The sequence below is a fragment of the Ruminococcus sp. Marseille-P6503 genome (genome assembly GCF_900604945.1).
Lineage (GTDB): Bacteria > Bacillota > Clostridia > Oscillospirales > Ruminococcaceae > FB2012.
This window is the reverse complement of record NZ_UWPB01000001.1, coordinates 147733-165835: the sequence shown is the minus strand read 5'-3', so window position 1 is coordinate 165835 and position 18103 is coordinate 147733. Positions and strand designations below refer to the sequence as shown.

Genomic DNA, 18103 nt, shown 5'->3' with positions numbered 1-18103 from the left:
CTGAATCTCTGCCTTAATCTCTGTCAGATCCCTCTCGTCGGACTAATTCAGCTTCAGCTTTTGCCTTTCATCAAGAAACCTATATGAAAATAAACCTGTGATATTCAATCGGCATCCCTTTCGACATATCGTCTATTTTCTGAGATAAATTTCTCTGAGGAACTTCTTTTCTGGTATTTCCTTTTCCTTGTTTATACTATAACACACTTTTTGTGCATTGTCAATAGTTTTTTTCAAAAAATTGCGAAATAAATTATTTAATATTGCCTTTACATTATGCGCTTGACTTTCATTGTCAATAGTAGTATAATAAATATGTTGCGGCGCTTCAATTGAATGTTTTTTCAGAGAGCGCCATATCATCACAGGCTGTTAAAACAACTTTAAAATCGGTTTATAGTTATTGAACCGCGCGGAGGTACGCTATGTCTGAAGAATATACCCCTGACCTTTACACGCTTGAAGACGAGGACGGGCATGAACAGGTTTTTGAAATGCTCGACGCCATGGAATACGAGGGCGAAAAATATTACGCCCTGACTCCCTACTACGAAAATCCTGAGGAAACCCTCGGAGACGACGGCGAGGTCGTTATCCTGAAATCCGATTTCGACGGTGATGAGGAAATTATGGTTTCTATTGACGACGACGAGGAATACGAACGTATCGGAAACATTTTCATGAAACGAATCGAGGAAATGTTTGAGTTTGACGATGACGAAGATGACGACGCCGGAAGCTCAACGTATTCCTGACGCGTAACGCCTTTGTCAATAGTTATGCTGTACAATTTTTTTCACTCATTTTTGCACAAAATTACCTATTGATATTTACGCGGCAATGTGCTATACTATATACAGCAAATTAATACAGACTCACTGCCTTGTACGATCAAGTGCGGTTTTATAAATCCAACACATTTTAAAAGGGAACTTTGCTCCGAAAGCGGATTGCAGACCTCCCGCCCCGAACCGCTTCGGCTGCTTCGGGCTACGGACGAAGGGAGCGTGAAACCTAGGGCTGGTACCCACCTGCTTGAGGCGGGTTTTATTCGCTGCACGACGGCAAGGCGGTCTACATTCAAAAATTAATCCGAGAGATTTTATCCCTCGGATTTTTATTTTATATACATATGCATGGTCTGAACAGAAAAGCCTTACTGTGCCGAGCGGCGTCTTTTATATAAGGCTGAACCGTCTATAGTATATTTTCAAGGAAAGCAACCGTTTTCGCGTCGTATCTCAGATCCTGCGCCGTCATATCCTCCTCCAGCTGCCAGAGCTTAGATACCGCGAATACCGAAGATACAAAAAACGGCTGACTGTTCAGATAGCCGAGCGGCACGACTGCCGGCGAATCACCGGTTTTAAGGCTCAGCTCCTTTACCCTTGCAAGCCTTGCCAGATTTGCCGTGCTTGTAAACTGTCCCTCAGGCAGCTTTGCCGCCGACAGGTCGCCTCTTGCAAACTTTGCAAAAAAGCCTTTTGCCTGCGGGGTGAAAGCCATTACCGGAAAATTGTGTTTTCTGTACCAGTTGTACTCCCACATATTCATGCATACAAGCGTCGGATCGCCGAAGGTATCCGTGCTGGAATGCGCAAGGCTGTAGTTTATCTGACTTACCCTGAAGGGCTCCATACCGTGCGCCTCGGCATAACGGTTCGCCGCTTCAATACGGCTTGTCGTCCAGTTGGAAGCGCCTATAAATCTTACCTTTCCGCTTTCCACAAATTCATTGAGAACCGGCATGATCTCAGAAACCGGAAGCTTCTCGTCATCTCTGTGCAGCAGATATATATCGACATAATCGACGCCAAGGCATTCCAGACTTCTTTCAAGATCATAACGCAGCGATTCAGGGTCAAGCCTTGAAGCGGACATATCATCAAGCCTCGGATGCCCTCCCTTTGTGGCTATTATCATTTTTTCGCGGCAGTTTCTTGCTTTAAGCCATCTTCCTATAACCAGCTCGCTCGAATCCTCTCCGCCCTCAGTCCATGAGCAGTAAACTCTCGCCGTATCTATACATGAGCCGCCAAGCTCCGCATATCTGTCAAGAAGCTTGAAATAAGCCTCGTCGTTATCCTGTCTGTCAAAATTAGCCGTTCCCAGCGTAAGCGCCGGAAGCTTCAAAGAATAACGGCTGTTTTTAATTTCAAAAGTAAACACGCAAACACCTTCCTGTCTGAATTTTTAACCAGTAAAACTTCAAAAACGGAAGTCTGAAACACCGCTTCAAACCTCTCCCCGAAAATCAACGTTCTATCCTTTTATAGATTTATTCAGTTTTTATAATAATATCACATTGCAAAAGGCTATTTCAAGCGATATTTGTAAAAAAAATATTATTTTTAAGAAAGCCCTTGACAAGCGGCTGAACTTGATATATAATATGTAAAGCGGTTTTGCTTTACAATTGATCCGCGGTAAAAAACAAAGCTTATGAACGGAGGAACGACTGTGAATAAAAATCTCAGCATGAGCATACTTCTTGATTTATACGGAGAACTGCTTACAGAAAAGCAGCGCGACGTTCTTGAGCTTTATTACAACGACGATCTCTCTCTCGCGGAAATCGCCCAGCAGTATGAAATTTCAAGACAGGGCGTTCACGATTCGATCAGACGCGGTGAAGAAGCGCTGCTGAAATTTGAAGAGATACTGGGCCTTTCACGTCAGGAGGAGCAGAACAAAAAGCAGCTGGAAGAATTTAAGCGTATGGCTCTTGACATTTTTGAGGAATGTAAAAAGGTTTCCTTTGCCAGAAATATTGCGGACAAGACGATAGTTCTGCTTGAAGACCTGGATTCCAGACTTGCAGAGTACGACAATTCAAAATATCTTGAAGATTGATACAGCTTTGCCGCGCTGATAATTTTATCAGATGTCGGCGGAGCGATAATTGCTCAAAAAGAGGTGTTTGCATGGCATTTGAAGGACTATCCGAAAAGCTGGGAGGCGTTTTCAAGCGGCTTAAATCCAGGGGCAGGCTTTCCGAGGCGGACGTTAAGGAAGCTATGCGGGAAGTTAAAATGGCGCTGCTTGAGGCCGACGTCAGCTATAAGGTCGTTAAAGAATTTATCGCAAGCGTTACCGAAAGAAGCGTCGGTGAAGATGTGCTTAAAAGCCTTACTCCCGGTCAGCAGGTAATAAAAATAGTAAACGAAGAGCTGATAAAGCTTATGGGCGAGGCAAATTCCAAAATAAATTTTCCCAACAAGCCTCCCTGTATCATTATGATGTGCGGACTTCAGGGTTCGGGTAAAACGACTCACGCCGCAAAGCTTGCAAAGCATTTCAAGGCTCAGGGCAAGCGTCCGCTGCTGGTCGCCTGCGACATCTACAGACCTGCGGCTATAGAACAGCTCAAGGTCGTCGGCGAACGAGCCGGAGTTCCGGTTTTTGATATGGGACAGACCGACCCGAGAAAGATCGCTAAGGAAGGCATTAAGCACGCTAAGGATTACGGAAACGACCTTGTAATTCTCGATACCGCGGGACGTCTGCATATAGACGAGGAGCTGATGGACGAGCTTAAGGATATAAAAAAGATTGCCGAGCCAAACGAAATAATGCTTGTAGTAGACGCCATGATCGGTCAGGACGCCGTAAAGGTAGCCTCCAGCTTCGACGAGGCTCTGGGTATCGACTCGGTAATACTCACAAAGCTCGATTCCGATACAAGAGGAGGAGCGGCGCTTTCGGTGCTTTCAGTAACGGGAAAGCCGATCAAGTTTGTGGGAATGGGCGAAAAGCTTGACGAATTCGAGCCCTTCCACCCGGAAAGAATGGCTTCAAGAATACTCGGCATGGGCGATATGCTTACGCTGATAGAAAAGGCAACCCAGACTGTAGATGAAAAGGACGCCGAAAAGCTTGCCAGAAAGGTCAAGGAAAAAGGCTTTGATCTTAACGACCTGCTGGATCAGATGAAGCAGATTCAGAAAATGGGGTCTATCAGATCGCTTATGAAGCTTATCCCCGGAGCGGGAAATATAAAGGACGAGCAGCTTGAGCAGGGCGAAACTCAGCTCAAAAAGACCGAGGCAATGATAAATTCCATGACAAAGGCGGAACGTGAAAAGCCCGCGATAATAGATCCGAAGAGGAAGCGGAGAATAGCCGCGGGAAGCGGAACTCAGGTTTCCGACGTCAATCAGCTTTTAAAGCAGTTTGAACAGATGCAGAAAATGATGAAGCAGTTCGGCATAGGAGGCGGCGCTCTTCACGGAAAGAAATCCAGAAGAAACAGAGCCGCTTTGCTCAAAGGACTGGGCGGAAACGGAACGGGTCTGCCGATGTAAAACAGCGATCATGCAATAATTGCTTGATATAAATTATTGGACCAATCGGAGGTGAATATACAATGGCAGTTAAGATCAGACTGAGAAGAATGGGCGCTAAGAAGGCTCCTTTCTATCGTATCGTCGTAGCTGATTCCAGATATCCCAGAGACGGACGTTTCATTGAGGAAATCGGATACTATGACCCTACCAAGGAACCTACCGTTCTTAAGGTAGACGACGAGAAGGCTAAATCCTGGATCGCAAAGGGCGCGCAGCCTACGGACACGGTTAAGTCGCTTCTCAAGAAAAACGGCACTATCTAATGCCGGTAGCTGATAAAAGTATGTAAATTCATACAGAGCTCAGACCGGTATACGGTGCGTTCCCAATCGGTAAGGTACTTATCCCACCGCACGCCTTACCGGTTTACCGGTGGGACAGCCGGTATTTTCCGTGGGAGAAATGAGGATAAAAAAATGGAAAAGCTTTTAATGACTATCGTATGCGAGCTTGTTGAAAACAAGGACGCGGTAGAGATTCAGGTGGACGAGCCTAACGAGGAAGGCATTGTGGTGTATCATCTCCACGTTGCTCCTGAGGATATGGGCAGGGTTATCGGAAAGCAGGGACGTATTGCAAAAGCGATAAGAACTGTAATGAGAGCCGGCTGCTCCCGTATCAATCAGAAAATAATGGTCGAGATAGACTAAGCGCTAGGATACAATACCTTGTAATGAATAAATAATCGCCTTTTACCGATAATAGTAAAAGGTGATTTTTTTATGAAAAAATATCTGAAAAGCTTTTATCTGTATACTGTAGGCGCTCTTTCCGGCGCGGCAAACGGTCTGTTCGGCTCGGGCGGAGGTATAATTACCGTTCCGATGCTGGAGCGCGACGGAATGAAAACAAAAAAAGCTCACGCTACCTCGATTGCGGTAACGCTGCCGCTGAGCGTAATAAGCGGCGTTATTTATTTCGCGAAAGGCTCCATAGACCTTGCCCAGGCATGGAAATTCATACCCTGCGGACTTATCGGCGTTTTTGCCGGATCAAAGCTTCTGGTAAGGCTTTCTGGAATAACGCTGAAACGCATATTCGGAGCGGTAATGATAATATTCGGAATCCGACTTATGAAAGGATAGCTTATGAACTGGATCACGATCGCGCTGGTATCCTTTGCAACCGGAGTCTTTGCCTCCCTCGGACTGGGCGGCGGAATGATACTTATAATCTATCTTACCCTTTTTGCCGGACTTCCCCAGCTTCAGGCTCAGGGGATCAATCTTGTATTCTTTCTGCCTATAGCCGCCGTCTCCCTTTATTTTCATACTAAAAACAAGCTGGTGGAATGGAAAAAAATCGTTCCCGTTATAATCTCGGGAACGATTTTTGTTGCAATATTCAGCTTTATGGCAAACGCTATGGACAATACGCTGCTTAAACGGATATTCGGCGTATTCGTTATACTCGCAGGCATAAAAGAGCTGTTCTCCAAAAAGGAAAAGCCTGAGGCTCAGCCCTCCGCCTCCGATGATAACGCTTCACAGTGAAAACAGCCGTAAAAGCTTCCGTCCGCTCCGACGCCTATTCTCTGTCTTTTTTATTCTTTCTTCTGTATTCAAGGTAACCCTCGAGAATAACGGAAGCGGCAACCGTATCAACGACCGCCTTTCTGTTCTTTCCCCTTACGTTCGTCTGGTTTAATATCTGATGAGCCGTAACCGTGGTAGAACGCTCGTCCCACATATTGACCGGAACGTCCGTAAGCTCGTTGAGCATATCAGCAAAGCTGCGGCACTTCTCCGCTCTCGGACCGTAGGAACCGTTCATGTTTACAGGAAGCCCCACGACTATCTCTCCGACCTCGTACTGCTTTGCCATATGCGCTACCTTCATTGCCAGCAGCTTGGCATTGCGTTCTTCTATCGTGCCTATAGGCGAAGCCAGAAACTCGGTTCTGTCGCAGACGGCAAGACCGGTTCTCGCGTCGCCGTAATCGACCGCCATTATTTTCATATACGCAAAATCTCCTTAAAAGTATACTTAATTTTTCGCCTCTGCCCGAAATCCCGCCATATTCGCAGGCACAGACTAAAACCTGACTATATCAATGTTCTTTCGTCGCAGTATTCGCAGATAACTGTATCTCCGCCGCCTATAAAATATTTAGGCAGATATTCCTCATGATTAGTTATACATCTGGGATTTGAGCATCTGACCGAGGGCAGCGCCCTGCCGCATACAAGTCTGGCAGGAGTTCCGTTTTTATTCAAAATGGTGAGAATAAGCGCCATTCTTATATACATTCCGTATTTTGCCTGTTTAAAATACATAGCCCTTCTGTCGTCGTCAACCTCAATAGCTATTTCATCTACTCTCGGAAGCGGGTGAAGCACGACAAGATCCGCCTTTGCTTTCAGCATTTTCTGCCTGTCCAGAATATAGCAGCCCTTCTGCCGCTCATACTCCTCCCTCGAGCTGAATCTTTCCTGCTGTATCCTGGTCATATAAAGCACGTCAAGCTCCGGCATTGCTTCGTCAAGGCTTGATACCTCCTTATACTCATGACCTCCCGCGGAAAGTATATCCTTGACATATACCGGCAGAGCAAGCTCCTTTGTGGAAATAAGCACAAACCTCGTCCCCTTGAAGCAGGACATTGCCTTTATCAGCGAATGTACCGTTCTTCCGTTTTTGAGATCTCCGCACAGACCGACGGTCAGATTTTCAAGAGTACCCTTTTCCTCCCTGAGGGTAAGCAGATCCGTAAGCGTCTGAGTCGGATGAAGATGTCCTCCGTCTCCGGCGTTTATGACGGGACATTCCGCGGTAAGCGCCGCCGCCTTTACAGAGCCTGCCGACGGGTGACGCATAACCAGAATATCCGCATAGCCGGATACTATTTTGGTCGTATCCTTGATATTCTCTCCCTTAGCGACCGACGAGGTCGCCGGATTGTCAAAGCCTATTATCGTTCCGCCCAGCCTGAGCATAGCGGTCTGAAACGACATCTGCGTTCTTGTAGACGGCTCGTAAAACAGCGTTCCCATAATTTTTCCCTTGCAGGCCTCGCTGTAATTCTCAGGATTTTCTTTTATATCATGACCAAGCTCCAGAAGCTGCTTCCACCAGGAAACCGGATAGTCGTTAAGATCGATCAGGTGTATAAACTCATCATAGCTGCTCATAAAAAACCAACCTTTCATTATGCCGAAAGCTCAAATTTCCGTCCTTGACATTATACCACACTTTACACGTTTTTTCAATACGGCATAACTGCTTTTTTCACAAGCCTGAACAATATGAGGTGTATACCTAAGCTCCGATTCAGCCCCGCTCATTAAGCAGATCAAATTTATCATATGCGCAGAACTGCCGTATGTCGTATAGAAACATGATCTGATCGAACCCGTCAATATCGACGACATCTCCGAGAGCTTCGCCGTCCAGCTTTCCAAGGTCCACAAGAGTTATGCTGCTGTAATGAGGAGTCAGCAGAGGAACCATACAGTTTGCGTAGCTTCCTTTTATAATAAGCAACTCGGGGCCGGAGCTTACCGAGGTCGAAACCGTGTATTTTTTATACGTATCTCCGTTGAGAAATATCCCGTATTTATCGTCTGACTGAAGCGCGGAATCGTAGTATACCGATTTTGAAGTAACCTTCTGCTCGTCCTTATAGCCTTCGGTGCCGGTTACATAGCTTCCCCGTTTATTTCTGAATATATTGACAGTATCCGCCGACACTCCTCCGTAGAAGGTCTTTTTATATAAATTGCCGTAAAAGCTTCTGTCCGCATACTCTATATCGTAATTGGAAAGATCGACCGGCTGAAATCCAAGCTTTGAGATCACGCTTCTGTAAACCGCGTAAGCGCCGAAGGAAGTCCATCTGCTGTCAGTTCTGAAATAAATATAATCATCTCTCGCGGAAAAAAGAGGATTGAACGCGTCCAGCGTTAATATGCTGTTGTCGAGCCGGTAATATATATCGTCGATAAGCTTCTGCTGATCGACCGCCGAAGCAAAGGAGGGAAGCTGAGATTTGTATATGCCGGAAGCGGTAGGCACCAGCATTGCATAAACCGAAGCGTCTTTATGCGCTTCACGAAACCTGTTTATTGCGGCTACAGATTTCTGAATTTTTTCACTGTCGGTTCTGTCAAATACCTCTATCAGCCTGTCGTTGTCTACATAAACCTTTCCCAGACGGTTCTGACCCGTACCGATAAGCACAGAGCTGTAAAGGGCTTTGAAATTGCTTTTCAGGGGGAATCTGCTGTAAACGCAGCCCTGTATCTGCCCTTTAAGGGTTCTGTCCTCAGAAATATTCTTTTCTGATTCCGAGCTTTGAAAAAAAACCGTGCTGACCGCGAACATTACCGTAAAAGCGAAAAACAGAAAAACAGATATATAATCCAGTATCCTTTTCATTATATACCTCCAGTCAGAACGCAAAAGCCGCCTTGCCGTTTCCAGAAACCATAAAGGCGGTACAAAGTATCAGCAGCGCAAGTATGATCATAGGCTTTGAAAAACTAATAACGTCGAATTTTAAATCGCGCAGCTTGGAGTTTAAAAGCTTCATTAAAGGCGAAGCCAGTAACATACACAATACGATAAGCACAAACGACGATTTGAGCCAGTACCACACCGTATCTCCGCCGGAGACTGCCTCCAGCCGGAACAGTGCTCTGATATATCCGAACGTGGAATGAAGATCCTTACCCGATAAAACCGACCAGCTTAAAAGAACCGAAAGCTGAGTCATTATAAATCTTACCGCGGAGGGAATACGGGATAATATGTTTTTCAGTCCGCTTTCCGCCAGAATAAGCAGCGCCGTAAAAACCGACCATAGAATAAAATTAACGCCAGTTCCGTACCACAATCCTACGGCTGCCGCGCAAAGCAGGAGCTTCGCCGAGTTAATGACCCGAGAGTCTTTGTTTTTGGTAAAAGAGTCGTAAATGTAATCCTTCGCCCATCTGTTGAGGGAAATATTAAACGAGGAAGCAAAGCCGATAATCGTCTTTTCGGTAAAAGGCAGCTTGAAATTAGGCTTCAGCTCAAAGCCAAGCATAAGAGCAAAGCCTCTCGCCATATGGGAAAAGCCGAGAAATTCAAAATAAAACCAGAAGCCGAAAATCAAAAGACCCAGCCAAGCGGTTTCAAGCTGCATAGACTCCGCTCCCGCCGAGGTCATATCCTTCCACAGAAATCCAAGCCGGTCTGAAACAGCCGTCTTTTCAAATAATCCGAACATAAACAGCAGAATACCGTCCGAAAGCTTTCCGCTTGTTATCCTCGGAGCCTTCAGGCTTTCGGACAGCTCCTTATATCTGACTACAGGACCGCACACCATAGACGGAATAAAGGCTGTATATGAAAAAACACAGGAAAATTTTATATCCGGCTCCAGACTGCCCCGGTAAATATCAGCGCAGTAGGAAATGCTGTGCAAGGTATACACGCTTACGCCAAACGCCGAAAAAGGCAGAACGGTATCCCTTCCCAAAGCGGCGCCTATAAGACTGGTCCGGTCATATCCGCTGTAGGAAAAAAACACGAGCATTGCCGCGTTGACCGCGGCGCAGATGATCATAGCCGCTCCGGACTTTCTCCTGTTCTCCCTGAAATTATAAATAAGTATTCCGCCTATGTACGCGCAAATACCTGATACGGCAAGATTTATAAGTCCCCATGGATTTTCCCACGCCGTAAAAAAGCAGCTTCCCAAAGCCAGCGCCTTCGCTCTGTGCTTAGGCTTTGCTAATCCGTATATGCCCATAAATACGGGAAGAAAAAAATAAAGAAACAGAATACTTGAAAATATCATTATCAGTTCTCCCCTGTTTTACCGTCCTGCTTCAGCTCGTCGACAAGCTTCATAAATCCGTCTTTGTCACACATTGTATTCACAGCCTCAAGCAAAGCGTTAGCCGTAATAAGCTCGGGCAGACCGAGCCTCCGAGCCGTCCTTCTCCTCAGCGCCGCGCTGTCCGGCTTTCCCGACAGCCCTGCTTCATAGAAATCCAGCTTTGTAACAGGATATTCATGCTGCTTAAGGCTTTCTATCCCCGCCTTTTCAAAGGTGGCTCTTAAAAGTCCGGCGTCTATACCCTCTACTCCCAGCTTTCCCTCCTTTGAGGGAACGGCCTTGCGCTTTTCCTTGCCGTATATATCCGGAATATAAAGATTTATGATCCTGCCCTCAGGACAAATCCCCTTTATATAGCCTCTTATTTTAAATCCTGCCGAGTCGGAATCGGTCAGAATAATGATTCCGCTGTTTTTAGCGTAATACCTTATAAGCTCCGCCGTTTTCCTGTCCTTAAACACGCCGAAGCCGTTAGTGCAGATAATAACTCCGTCTATAAAAGATGAAAGCTTTATTTTATCGTACTTGCCCTCTACCACAACTGCCTGTTTGAGCCGTATCTTTTCCATTTTTACAGCTATCCTACTCCCTCAGAATATTTTTTCGGACCGATTCAGCACCTGAGCGCCATAGCCTTTGCGGCAGCCTGCTCCAGAACAAGCATATCTCCGCTTTTTCCGCTTGAACGCGTCTTGAGCAGCAGATCAGTATCTGAAAATATTTTTAGCGACTGTCTTATGCGCTCACAGGTCATGTTGGAACATTCCGAATAAGCGTTTTTCACTGCAAACTCACGGTTTTTTCCGTATTTGAAATCCGCCGCGCAGTCCGATACCGACCTTCCCGACGACCTGGCAAGCTTCGCTCTGTAGAGATCGGTCATGGAAAAGCTTATGACCCCCAGAATCTCAAACGCCTCGTAATTCTGCTCGGACAGCTCCTTTATTCGGTTAAAGACCATTGACGCGTTGCCCCTGAGAATATTTATAGCAAGCGCGAAGCCGTCGGACTCCACCTTTTTTACGCACAAGGCGTCAATATCCTCGCGGGTTATCGTTCGGTTCACAGCGTAAGCCGTCAGCTTTTCAAGCTCATGTCCGATAAAAGAAGTATCGCACAGACAGCAGTCCGCCAAATATTCAGCGTCCTGCTTTGATATGCCGCAGCCCGCTTTTTTAACGGCAGCGGCAATGCTTTTGCCCGTATCTGACACACGCCTGTATGCAAACTCGCATACCGACCCGTGCTTGGCGCAGAAATCTGCAAACCGTTTATTCTTATCTGTAAGGCTGCGCTTGTTTTTATAAAGATCCACTCCGGTGGAATATATCACTACCGAGGTAGTTTCAGGAAGATCGGAAAGGATTTTTCTCAGATCGTCGCCGTCAGACCTGACAAGCGTGTCCATATTGAGGTCGTTAATCGTAACGACTACTCTCGGAGCGAACAGCGGCAGCATTTCGCAGGCTCCGGCAATTTCAGCAATATCGGGTTTCTTTCCGTCGAAGCTGTGGAGGTTCATAGTCTGGTCGCCGTCGGGACACAGCTTTTTTATCAGCTTTTTCACATAAGCCTCCAGCGCTCCCGAGTCGTGTCCGTAAAAATAATAGAGTTTGTCAAAAGCTCCGGCTTTTATCTTCTTAGCCAGATCGTTTGCCGCCGTAAAAGCCATAATAAATCTCCTTCGTACAATTGCCGAGCAAAGTCCGCGCACGCTTTTCTTTACTTTCCGCCGAAGCTGAACAAAATCTGCGAATCCTGTCCCGCCGTTTCATATTCATTGCCGTTTATAATTATTTTGTCTTCAAACAGCTCCAACACATTGCCGTATGCCGAAACCGCATATCCTCCGTCCGCCTCGGTGACCGTAAAATTCAGCAAGTCGGCGCTTGTTCCCGCGGGAAACGCAGAGCTACCGGAAATTCCCGAGTCGGAGTAATACGCCTCCGCCTGCGGAACAAGCGAAAGCTCATAGACGCTTTTACTGTAATCCACGCCGCTTTCGATAAAAACTCCGGCTATTCTTTTTATGCCGTTATACGAAGCAAATCTCTGCACCGCCGACGCATATTCTCCTTTTGAATTCAGATCTATAACAAACGCCTGCGAATTCTGATAAACTACCGCCGCACAGCTCCTCTTTCCGGGAAAGACCGCCGCGTATACGGTATTTCTGTCCGCAAACGACGCAAAGGTTACCGAAGCGTATATCCCGCAGTATACAAGCAGGGTCGTTACCGCGTAAACACGAAATTTCTTATATACGACCGCATAAACGATCCCTGCTGCCGCTGCCGCGGAAAATATCATGATTATCGCAAACCGACAGGACGGAACCGCGGCAAAGCTGAGACCGGCAAGCTTCTGCGCGAGCCTGATAACGAATCCCGCAACAGCTCCCGCCGCTTTAAGAATACATACCGAAACCGCTCCGCCGCCGGTCAGCACAGCCGCCGTAACAAGCGTCAGCGCAAGGGTGCAGAAAGGTATGGCAAACAGGTTTGTAACAGGAGAAATAACGGATACCTCGGTAAAGTACACCGCCGCCAGCGGCAGCGTTACAAACAACACCACAGTAACCGAAACAAAGGCGCGCGGCAATCCGGCAAAACGCCTGACGTTCAGCGAACGGTTCAGAGCCGGACCTACCGCGCCAGCCGCAAACGCCGCAGCCAGCGACATTGAAAACGACGCGCTTCTGACGAGATATGGATTGAACGCGCACATTGCCGCCGCGCAAATGCCGAGAGAATTCAGCGTATCCGCTCGTCTCCGGAAGATTCCCGAGCACTGCACAGCCGACATCATGATCCCCGCTCTAATCACCGACGGCGAAAATCCTGCAAAAGCGATAAAGACGACTATTACCGCCTCGATCAGAAGAAACCTTATACGCTTTGACGAAAACAGCCTGTTTATTATAATGCCGAAAAACATTGCTATAACCGAAAGATGCGTTCCTGATACCGCAAAAAGGTGACCTATACCGCTTCTGTAAAGCATAGTCTTGGTTACATCGTCCAGCTCGGTCTTGTCGCCGCACAGCATAGCGGTCAGAAAGGCGCCTTCCCGCTCGCCGGTATTGTCCCGTATAAATTCAGAGACATGATCGCGGAATTTCATGACAGAACGCATAAAGCGGCTGCGGCAGCCTTCCTTTATCTCAACCTCGGGAGTCGAATCGCCCTCAAGGAAAACTCCCCTCGGACGGTTATAGCTCTGCGAATCAAACTTTAAGGTATCGCTGATCGCGCTGACCCTTCCGGTAACCGTAACATACTGATAATAATCGAAATCGTCGTTTTCAGCAAAGTATGTAACGCTGGTTTTTCTGCCGCCGTTTATCCTTCCTTTAACGGTGATCCTGCACACATCGCTTCCGGTATACGAAAAATCGGTTATATATCCGTCCAAGACAACGTTCTTTCCGTCATACGACATAATCGGCTCATAAATACGCAAGGTATATATTTTTCCGAAAACCAGACCGATCAGGACGCAGACCGTTACTGACAGAATATATACCCGGTATTTCCTGACAGATATATACAAAAGAACGCCCGAAGCCGCCGCGGCTATAGTAAAAGGCAGAAAGCTTTTACCCCAGTCGGCGGCAAAAAGTATAAGTCCTAAAAGAAAAGACAAGCCCCACCAGGCGAATTTACGCGTCACAGGCGTTCCTCACGATCTTCGGTCAGCCTGCCGGCCAGCCGAAATCTCTGCCTGCCAGCATATGAAAATGAATATGAAAAACGCTCTGTCCGGCGTGTTCGCCGCAGTTGGAAACGACTCTGAAGCCCTCCTTCAGCCCCATATCCTTTGCAAGCTTTGCAATCACCTCGTAAATATGAGATATTACTCCGCTGTTTTCCGCCGTGATTTCGTCAAGCTTTGAGATATGCTCCTTGGGTATGACCAGATAATGAACGGGAGCGGTAGGCTCTATGTCCTCAAACACATATACCGTTTCGTCCTCATAAATTTTCTTTGACGGAATCTCTCCCTTTATGATCTTACAGAATAAACAATCAGACATCTTTATCCTCCTTTATGTCGAAGCCTATTTTACAAATTCGCCTACTATTTCAATCGTCTTATCAAGAGCCTCGTCGATCTTGAACCTGTCTCCTATTCCCGCCATTGCCGAATCGGGACGTCCGCCGCCCTTTCCGCCGGTAACTGCCGCGATCTTTCCTACGATCCTGCCCGCATGAGCGCCCTTTGCAACCGCGTCCTTGCCGGCTACCGCAAGAAAGTTGGCCTTTTCTCCGTCAACTCCGGCAATTACCGCGAATATATCGCTCCTGCTCGCCTTGATCTCATCGCCCATTTTCCTCAGCATATCCGGCTTGATTCCCGTAAACATCGCGGTTATGACCTTTATTCCGCCCACGTCCGCGGCGTTATCAAACAGGGATTTTGTTCTGAGCGACGATATTTCAGACTGAAGCGCGTCTCTTTCCCTTTCAAGCTCTCTTATGTCATGCATGACCGCCGTACATCTTTTAAGCAGCTCCATAGGATTTGCCAGCTTCAGAATTTCCGACGCATGATGAATAAGCCTGTCGTTTTCATTAAACAGCTCAAGAACTCCGGTACCTGTCACCGCCTCAATACGCCTTACTCCGGAAGCTACCGAGCTTTCTGATATTATCTTGAACAAGCCTATTTTTGAAGTATTGTCAAGATGAGTTCCTCCGCAGAATTCAATAGAGGCGTTTTCCTCTTCATCTCCCATGGAAACGACTCTTACGACATCGCCGTATTTCTCTCCGAAAAGCGCCATCGCGCCCAGCTTCTGAGCCTCGGCTATAGGCATTTCCCTGACCGTAATGTCAAGCGCGGAAAGGATATACTTGTTTACAAGCATTTCAACTCTGAGTCTTTCCTCAAGCGTCATCGCGTTAAAATGAGAAAAGTCGAACCTGAGTCTGTTTTCGTCCACAAGCTGTCCCGCCTGATGAACATGATCTCCAAGGACCTGCCTTAAAGCCGACTGAAGCAGATGAGCGCAGCTGTGGTTTCTCATTGTTGCAAGACGGGTCTTTTTGTCAACTGCAAATTCAGCAGTCTGACCGACGGAGATTCCGCCCTCAGTCACCTTCACCCTATGCGCGAATTTGCCGGCAACCGCCTTCTGAACGTCAAGAACGCGGCACTTTCCGCTGGAGGTGGTTATCGTTCCCTTGTCGCCTGCCTGTCCGCCGCTTTCCGCATAAAACGGAGTTCTTGCCGAAACTATATAGACCTCGTCCCCCGCGCCCGCGTTTTCAACAAGCTCGTCATCGGTCGCGATAAACGCAATCTCAGCCGTATCCGTAAGCTTCTCATATCCTGTAAATTCCGTATGGAATTCCTTGTCTATCTTATGGAATACCGTTTCGTCCGAGCCCATATATTTTGAGCCGCCTCTGGCTTCTCTGGCGGTAACTCTCTGTTTTTCCACGCACGCGGCATAGCCGTCCTCGTCAGCCTCGAAGCACTTTTCCTCCAGAATCTCACGGGTCAGGTCGATAGGGAAACCGTAGGTATCCGAAAGCTTGAAGCACGACTCTCCGTCCAGCACTTTTCTGCCCTCGGAGCTCATGTTTTCAATATACTCGTCAAGAATCTTCATTCCTCTGTCTATAGTCTTGTTAAAATTCTGTTCCTCTGTGGTGAGCACCTTTACTATATAATCATACTTTTCTTCAAGCTCGTTATATTCACACTTGTTGCAGTCAACTACGGTTTTCACAATATCCTTCAGGAACAGACCGTTTATCCCCAGAAGCTTTCCGTGACGCACGGCCCTCCTCAGAAGGCGGCGCATAACATAGCCTCTACCCTCGTTTGACGGCAGAACTCCGTCCGACGCTAAGAAGGTAACCGCTCTTATATGGTCGGTTATAACGCGGATAGAAACGTCCTTTTTATATTCCTCCCCATATTTGCAGCCCGCGATCTCGCAGATATGATCCCTTATAGCCTTTACCGTATCAACATCGAAGATTGAATCTACGCCCTGCATCATTGCGGCAAGTCTTTCAAGTCCCATTCCGGTGTCTATATTTTTCTGAGCAAGAGGCGTATAGGTTCCGTCCTCATGGCGCTCAAACTGAGTGAACACAAGATTCCAGAATTCCATATATCTGTCGCAGTCGCAGCCCACCGTACAGCCGGGCTTTCCGCAGCCGTATTCCTCTCCTCTATCGAAATATATCTCAGAGCACGGACCGCACGGACCGTCAACTCCCGCTTCCCAGAAATTATCCTCCTTGCCCATACGGAATATCCTGTCCATAGGCAGGCCTACCTTTTCGTGCCAGATCCTTTCCGCCTCGTCGTCCTCCTCGTAAACGGAAACGTAGAGCCTGTCCACAGGAAGTTTGAGAACCTCGGTGCAGAATTCCCACGCCCATGAAATAGCCTCTTCCTTAAAATAATCTCCGAAGGAAAAGTTGCCGAGCATTTCAAAATAAGTACCGTGCCTCGCGGTCTTTCCCACGTTTTCAATATCACCCGTCCGTATACACTTCTGACAGGTAGTCATTCTCGTTCTCGGCGGAACTTCCTGACCTGTAAAATACGGCTTCAAGGGAGCCATTCCCGCGACTATAAGCAGCAGACTGTTATCATTCTGAGGAATAAGCGGGTAGCTTTTATGCCTCAGACACCCCTTGCTTTCAAAAAATTTCAGATAAGCTTCCCTCAGATCGTTAAGACTGGTCCATTCCATCAATTTCAAATCCTTTCATCTCAATAGCTATTTAAAAAGCCCCGTCCCATAAACATGGGACGAAGCTGCATACTCCGTGTTACCACCCAAATTGCCGCGCAGCTTGACCTGCCGCGGCCGCTCGAATCCTTTAACGCAGGAGATACGCCGCTGCTTTCACAGCGATGCTCGGGGCAGCCGCCGAAATCCGAATCAAGGCTCGCACCGACCGCCTTTTCTCTTGGATCCATCTTTTCGGTTAATTCCGTCAACGCTTTTCACATATATTATAATTATATATCCTGCAATAAAAATTGTCAATAGTCACAAGTCAAAAAAACGCTGAAATTAGCCTTATACACTGAAAAAATATCTTTACCGCTCTGACAGGACAGCCGTAAATTTTACCGCGCAAAAAAACAGAGCCGCACAACACTGTCGGCTCTGTTTTATAAAACACTTAATCAGTTTCCGTACTTGGCTGTATTGACCTTAATGCCAACGCCCATTGTAGAAGCGACTACAACGCTCTTGAGATACTGACCCTTAGCGGCAGCAGGCTTTGCCTTAACTACAGCGTTCATAAGGGTATTAAAGTTTTCCTCAAGCTTTTCAGCTCCGAAGGAAGCCTTGCCTATCGGGCAGTGAATGATATTTGTCTTGTCAAGACGGTACTCGATCTTACCTGCCTTAGCGTCTGTAACAGCCTTGGCAACGTCGGGAGTAACCGTACCCGCCTTCGGATTAGGCATAAGGCCGCGGGGTCCGAGGATCTTACCAAGACGTCCTACAACGCCCATCATGTCAGGGGAAGCGACTACGACGTCAAAATCCATCCAGTTTTCCTTTGTGATCTTTTCAACGAGGTCCATGCCGCCTACATATTCTGCGCCGGCAGCCTTAGCGGCCTCGTATTTATCTTCCTTGCAGAATACGCAGACCTTTACGGACTTACCTGTTCCGTTAGGAAGAACTACAGCGCCTCTTACCTGCTGGTCAGCGTGACGGGAGTCAACGCCCAGACGGATATGCGCTTCAATTGTTTCGTCAAATTTTGCCTTAGCACCCTTAGCCGCCAAATCAAGAGCCTCAGGAGCGTCATAAAGCTTAGTCTTGTCAACAGCCTTCGCGCTGTCAACATACTTTTTGCCGTGTTTCATTATTATATCCTCCTTATTAGTGGTAATACCGATACCCATATAGCATACCGGCTAGCGGAAAATTCCTCCCACCATC

At 47.2% G+C, this 18103-nt stretch carries 19 protein-coding genes and 1 other RNA gene; 8 read left to right on the top strand and 12 right to left on the bottom strand.

Annotated features, from left to right (window positions below; translation table 11 throughout):
- Window positions 1-425 precede the first annotated feature (425 nt).
- Both EIH25_RS00735 and ssrS read left to right on the top strand, forming a co-directional pair.
- The gene (locus tag EIH25_RS00735; RefSeq protein ID WP_124098025.1) at window positions 426-755 is read left to right on the top strand and encodes a DUF1292 domain-containing protein; all 330 of its coding nucleotides are present in this window, start codon (window positions 426-428) and stop codon (window positions 753-755) included.
- A gap of 117 nt (window positions 756-872) precedes the next feature.
- Window positions 873-1080, top strand: a non-coding RNA gene (gene ssrS / locus EIH25_RS00730) — 6S RNA.
- Window positions 1081-1197: 117 nt separating this feature from the next.
- Here ssrS and EIH25_RS00725 read toward each other — a convergent pair.
- Entirely contained in the window at window positions 1198-2169 is a 972-nt protein-coding gene (locus EIH25_RS00725) for an aldo/keto reductase (protein WP_124098024.1), read from the bottom strand.
- Between the two features lie 291 nt (window positions 2170-2460).
- Between EIH25_RS00725 and EIH25_RS00720 the strand changes: the two genes are divergently transcribed.
- From EIH25_RS00720 to EIH25_RS00695, 6 genes are all read left to right on the top strand, one after another.
- The gene (locus EIH25_RS00720; protein WP_243113055.1) at window positions 2461-2853 is read left to right on the top strand and encodes a putative DNA-binding protein; all 393 of its coding nucleotides are present in this window, start codon (window positions 2461-2463) and stop codon (window positions 2851-2853) included.
- 71 nt (window positions 2854-2924) lie between these two features.
- The gene (gene ffh / locus EIH25_RS00715) at window positions 2925-4304 is read left to right on the top strand and encodes a signal recognition particle protein (RefSeq protein ID WP_124098022.1); all 1380 of its coding nucleotides are present in this window, start codon (window positions 2925-2927) and stop codon (window positions 4302-4304) included.
- A gap of 62 nt (window positions 4305-4366) precedes the next feature.
- On the top strand, window positions 4367-4609 hold the full coding sequence (gene rpsP, locus EIH25_RS00710; RefSeq protein ID WP_124098021.1) for a 30S ribosomal protein S16: 243 nt from the start codon (window positions 4367-4369) through the stop codon (window positions 4607-4609).
- Between the two features lie 153 nt (window positions 4610-4762).
- Window positions 4763-4996 (top strand): KH domain-containing protein, encoded by a 234-nt coding sequence (locus EIH25_RS00705; protein ID WP_124098020.1) that lies wholly within the window; start codon window positions 4763-4765, stop codon window positions 4994-4996.
- A 72-nt stretch (window positions 4997-5068) separates the two neighbouring features.
- Entirely contained in the window at window positions 5069-5431 is a 363-nt protein-coding gene (locus EIH25_RS00700) for a sulfite exporter TauE/SafE family protein (RefSeq protein ID WP_124098019.1), read from the top strand.
- A gap of 3 nt (window positions 5432-5434) precedes the next feature.
- Window positions 5435-5839, top strand: coding sequence for a sulfite exporter TauE/SafE family protein (locus EIH25_RS00695; protein ID WP_124098018.1), 405 nt, complete (start codon window positions 5435-5437; stop codon window positions 5837-5839).
- A gap of 34 nt (window positions 5840-5873) precedes the next feature.
- On the opposite strand, the gene ruvX is transcribed toward EIH25_RS00695, so the two are convergent.
- The 11 genes from ruvX to rplA form a co-directional block, all read right to left on the bottom strand.
- Complete coding sequence (gene ruvX, locus EIH25_RS00690; RefSeq protein ID WP_124098017.1) at window positions 5874-6305, bottom strand: Holliday junction resolvase RuvX; 432 nt, start codon at window positions 6303-6305, stop codon at window positions 5874-5876.
- Window positions 6306-6391: 86 nt separating this feature from the next.
- The gene (gene pyrB, locus EIH25_RS00685) at window positions 6392-7477 is read right to left on the bottom strand and encodes an aspartate carbamoyltransferase (RefSeq protein WP_124098016.1); all 1086 of its coding nucleotides are present in this window, start codon (window positions 7475-7477) and stop codon (window positions 6392-6394) included.
- A 139-nt stretch (window positions 7478-7616) separates the two neighbouring features.
- The gene (locus tag EIH25_RS00680) at window positions 7617-8723 is read right to left on the bottom strand and encodes a DHHW family protein (RefSeq protein WP_124098015.1); all 1107 of its coding nucleotides are present in this window, start codon (window positions 8721-8723) and stop codon (window positions 7617-7619) included.
- Window positions 8724-8736: 13 nt separating this feature from the next.
- Entirely contained in the window at window positions 8737-10128 is a 1392-nt protein-coding gene (locus EIH25_RS00675) for an MBOAT family O-acyltransferase (protein ID WP_124098014.1), read from the bottom strand.
- 2 nt (window positions 10129-10130) lie between these two features.
- The gene (locus EIH25_RS00670; protein WP_124098013.1) at window positions 10131-10739 is read right to left on the bottom strand and encodes a DUF4093 domain-containing protein; all 609 of its coding nucleotides are present in this window, start codon (window positions 10737-10739) and stop codon (window positions 10131-10133) included.
- A gap of 44 nt (window positions 10740-10783) precedes the next feature.
- Complete coding sequence (gene holA, locus EIH25_RS00665) at window positions 10784-11842, bottom strand: DNA polymerase III subunit delta (RefSeq protein ID WP_124098012.1); 1059 nt, start codon at window positions 11840-11842, stop codon at window positions 10784-10786.
- 50 nt (window positions 11843-11892) lie between these two features.
- A complete protein-coding gene (locus EIH25_RS00660) occupies window positions 11893-13842 on the bottom strand; it encodes a ComEC/Rec2 family competence protein (RefSeq protein ID WP_124098011.1) in 1950 nt (649 codons plus the stop codon).
- Between the two features lie 22 nt (window positions 13843-13864).
- Window positions 13865-14206: a histidine triad nucleotide-binding protein gene (locus tag EIH25_RS00655; protein ID WP_124098010.1), complete on the bottom strand. Its 342-nt coding sequence runs from the start codon at window positions 14204-14206 to the stop codon at window positions 13865-13867.
- A 24-nt stretch (window positions 14207-14230) separates the two neighbouring features.
- Complete coding sequence (alaS, locus tag EIH25_RS00650; protein WP_124098009.1) at window positions 14231-16888, bottom strand: alanine--tRNA ligase; 2658 nt, start codon at window positions 16886-16888, stop codon at window positions 14231-14233.
- A 20-nt stretch (window positions 16889-16908) separates the two neighbouring features.
- On the bottom strand, window positions 16909-17118 hold the full coding sequence (locus EIH25_RS00645; RefSeq protein ID WP_124098008.1) for a hypothetical protein: 210 nt from the start codon (window positions 17116-17118) through the stop codon (window positions 16909-16911).
- 213 nt (window positions 17119-17331) lie between these two features.
- Window positions 17332-18027 (bottom strand): 50S ribosomal protein L1, encoded by a 696-nt coding sequence (gene rplA, locus EIH25_RS00640; protein WP_124098007.1) that lies wholly within the window; start codon window positions 18025-18027, stop codon window positions 17332-17334.
- Window positions 18028-18103 lie beyond the last annotated feature (76 nt).

Excerpts from the sequence above, each read along its gene's own strand:
- EIH25_RS00735 (WP_124098025.1), top strand. The coding sequence starts at position 426 with ATGTCTGAAGAATATACCCCTGACCTTTACACGCTTGAAGACGAGGAC.
- ffh (WP_124098022.1), top strand. The coding sequence starts at position 2,925 with ATGGCATTTGAAGGACTATCCGAAAAGCTGGGAGGCGTTTTCAAGCGG.
- rpsP (WP_124098021.1), top strand. The coding sequence starts at position 4,367 with ATGGCAGTTAAGATCAGACTGAGAAGAATGGGCGCTAAGAAGGCTCCT.
- EIH25_RS00705 (WP_124098020.1), top strand. The coding sequence starts at position 4,763 with ATGGAAAAGCTTTTAATGACTATCGTATGCGAGCTTGTTGAAAACAAG.
- EIH25_RS00700 (WP_124098019.1), top strand. The coding sequence starts at position 5,069 with ATGAAAAAATATCTGAAAAGCTTTTATCTGTATACTGTAGGCGCTCTT.
- EIH25_RS00695 (WP_124098018.1), top strand. The coding sequence starts at position 5,435 with ATGAACTGGATCACGATCGCGCTGGTATCCTTTGCAACCGGAGTCTTT.
- ruvX (WP_124098017.1), bottom strand. The coding sequence starts at position 6,305 with ATGAAAATAATGGCGGTCGATTACGGCGACGCGAGAACCGGTCTTGCC.
- pyrB (WP_124098016.1), bottom strand. The coding sequence starts at position 7,477 with ATGAGCAGCTATGATGAGTTTATACACCTGATCGATCTTAACGACTAT.
- EIH25_RS00680 (WP_124098015.1), bottom strand. The coding sequence starts at position 8,723 with ATGAAAAGGATACTGGATTATATATCTGTTTTTCTGTTTTTCGCTTTT.
- EIH25_RS00675 (WP_124098014.1), bottom strand. The coding sequence starts at position 10,128 with ATGATATTTTCAAGTATTCTGTTTCTTTATTTTTTTCTTCCCGTATTT.
- EIH25_RS00670 (WP_124098013.1), bottom strand. The coding sequence starts at position 10,739 with ATGGAAAAGATACGGCTCAAACAGGCAGTTGTGGTAGAGGGCAAGTAC.
- holA (WP_124098012.1), bottom strand. The coding sequence starts at position 11,842 with ATGGCTTTTACGGCGGCAAACGATCTGGCTAAGAAGATAAAAGCCGGA.
- EIH25_RS00655 (WP_124098010.1), bottom strand. The coding sequence starts at position 14,206 with ATGTCTGATTGTTTATTCTGTAAGATCATAAAGGGAGAGATTCCGTCA.
- alaS (WP_124098009.1), bottom strand. The coding sequence starts at position 16,888 with ATGGAATGGACCAGTCTTAACGATCTGAGGGAAGCTTATCTGAAATTT.
- EIH25_RS00645 (WP_124098008.1), bottom strand. The coding sequence starts at position 17,118 with ATGGATCCAAGAGAAAAGGCGGTCGGTGCGAGCCTTGATTCGGATTTC.
- rplA (WP_124098007.1), bottom strand. The coding sequence starts at position 18,027 with ATGAAACACGGCAAAAAGTATGTTGACAGCGCGAAGGCTGTTGACAAG.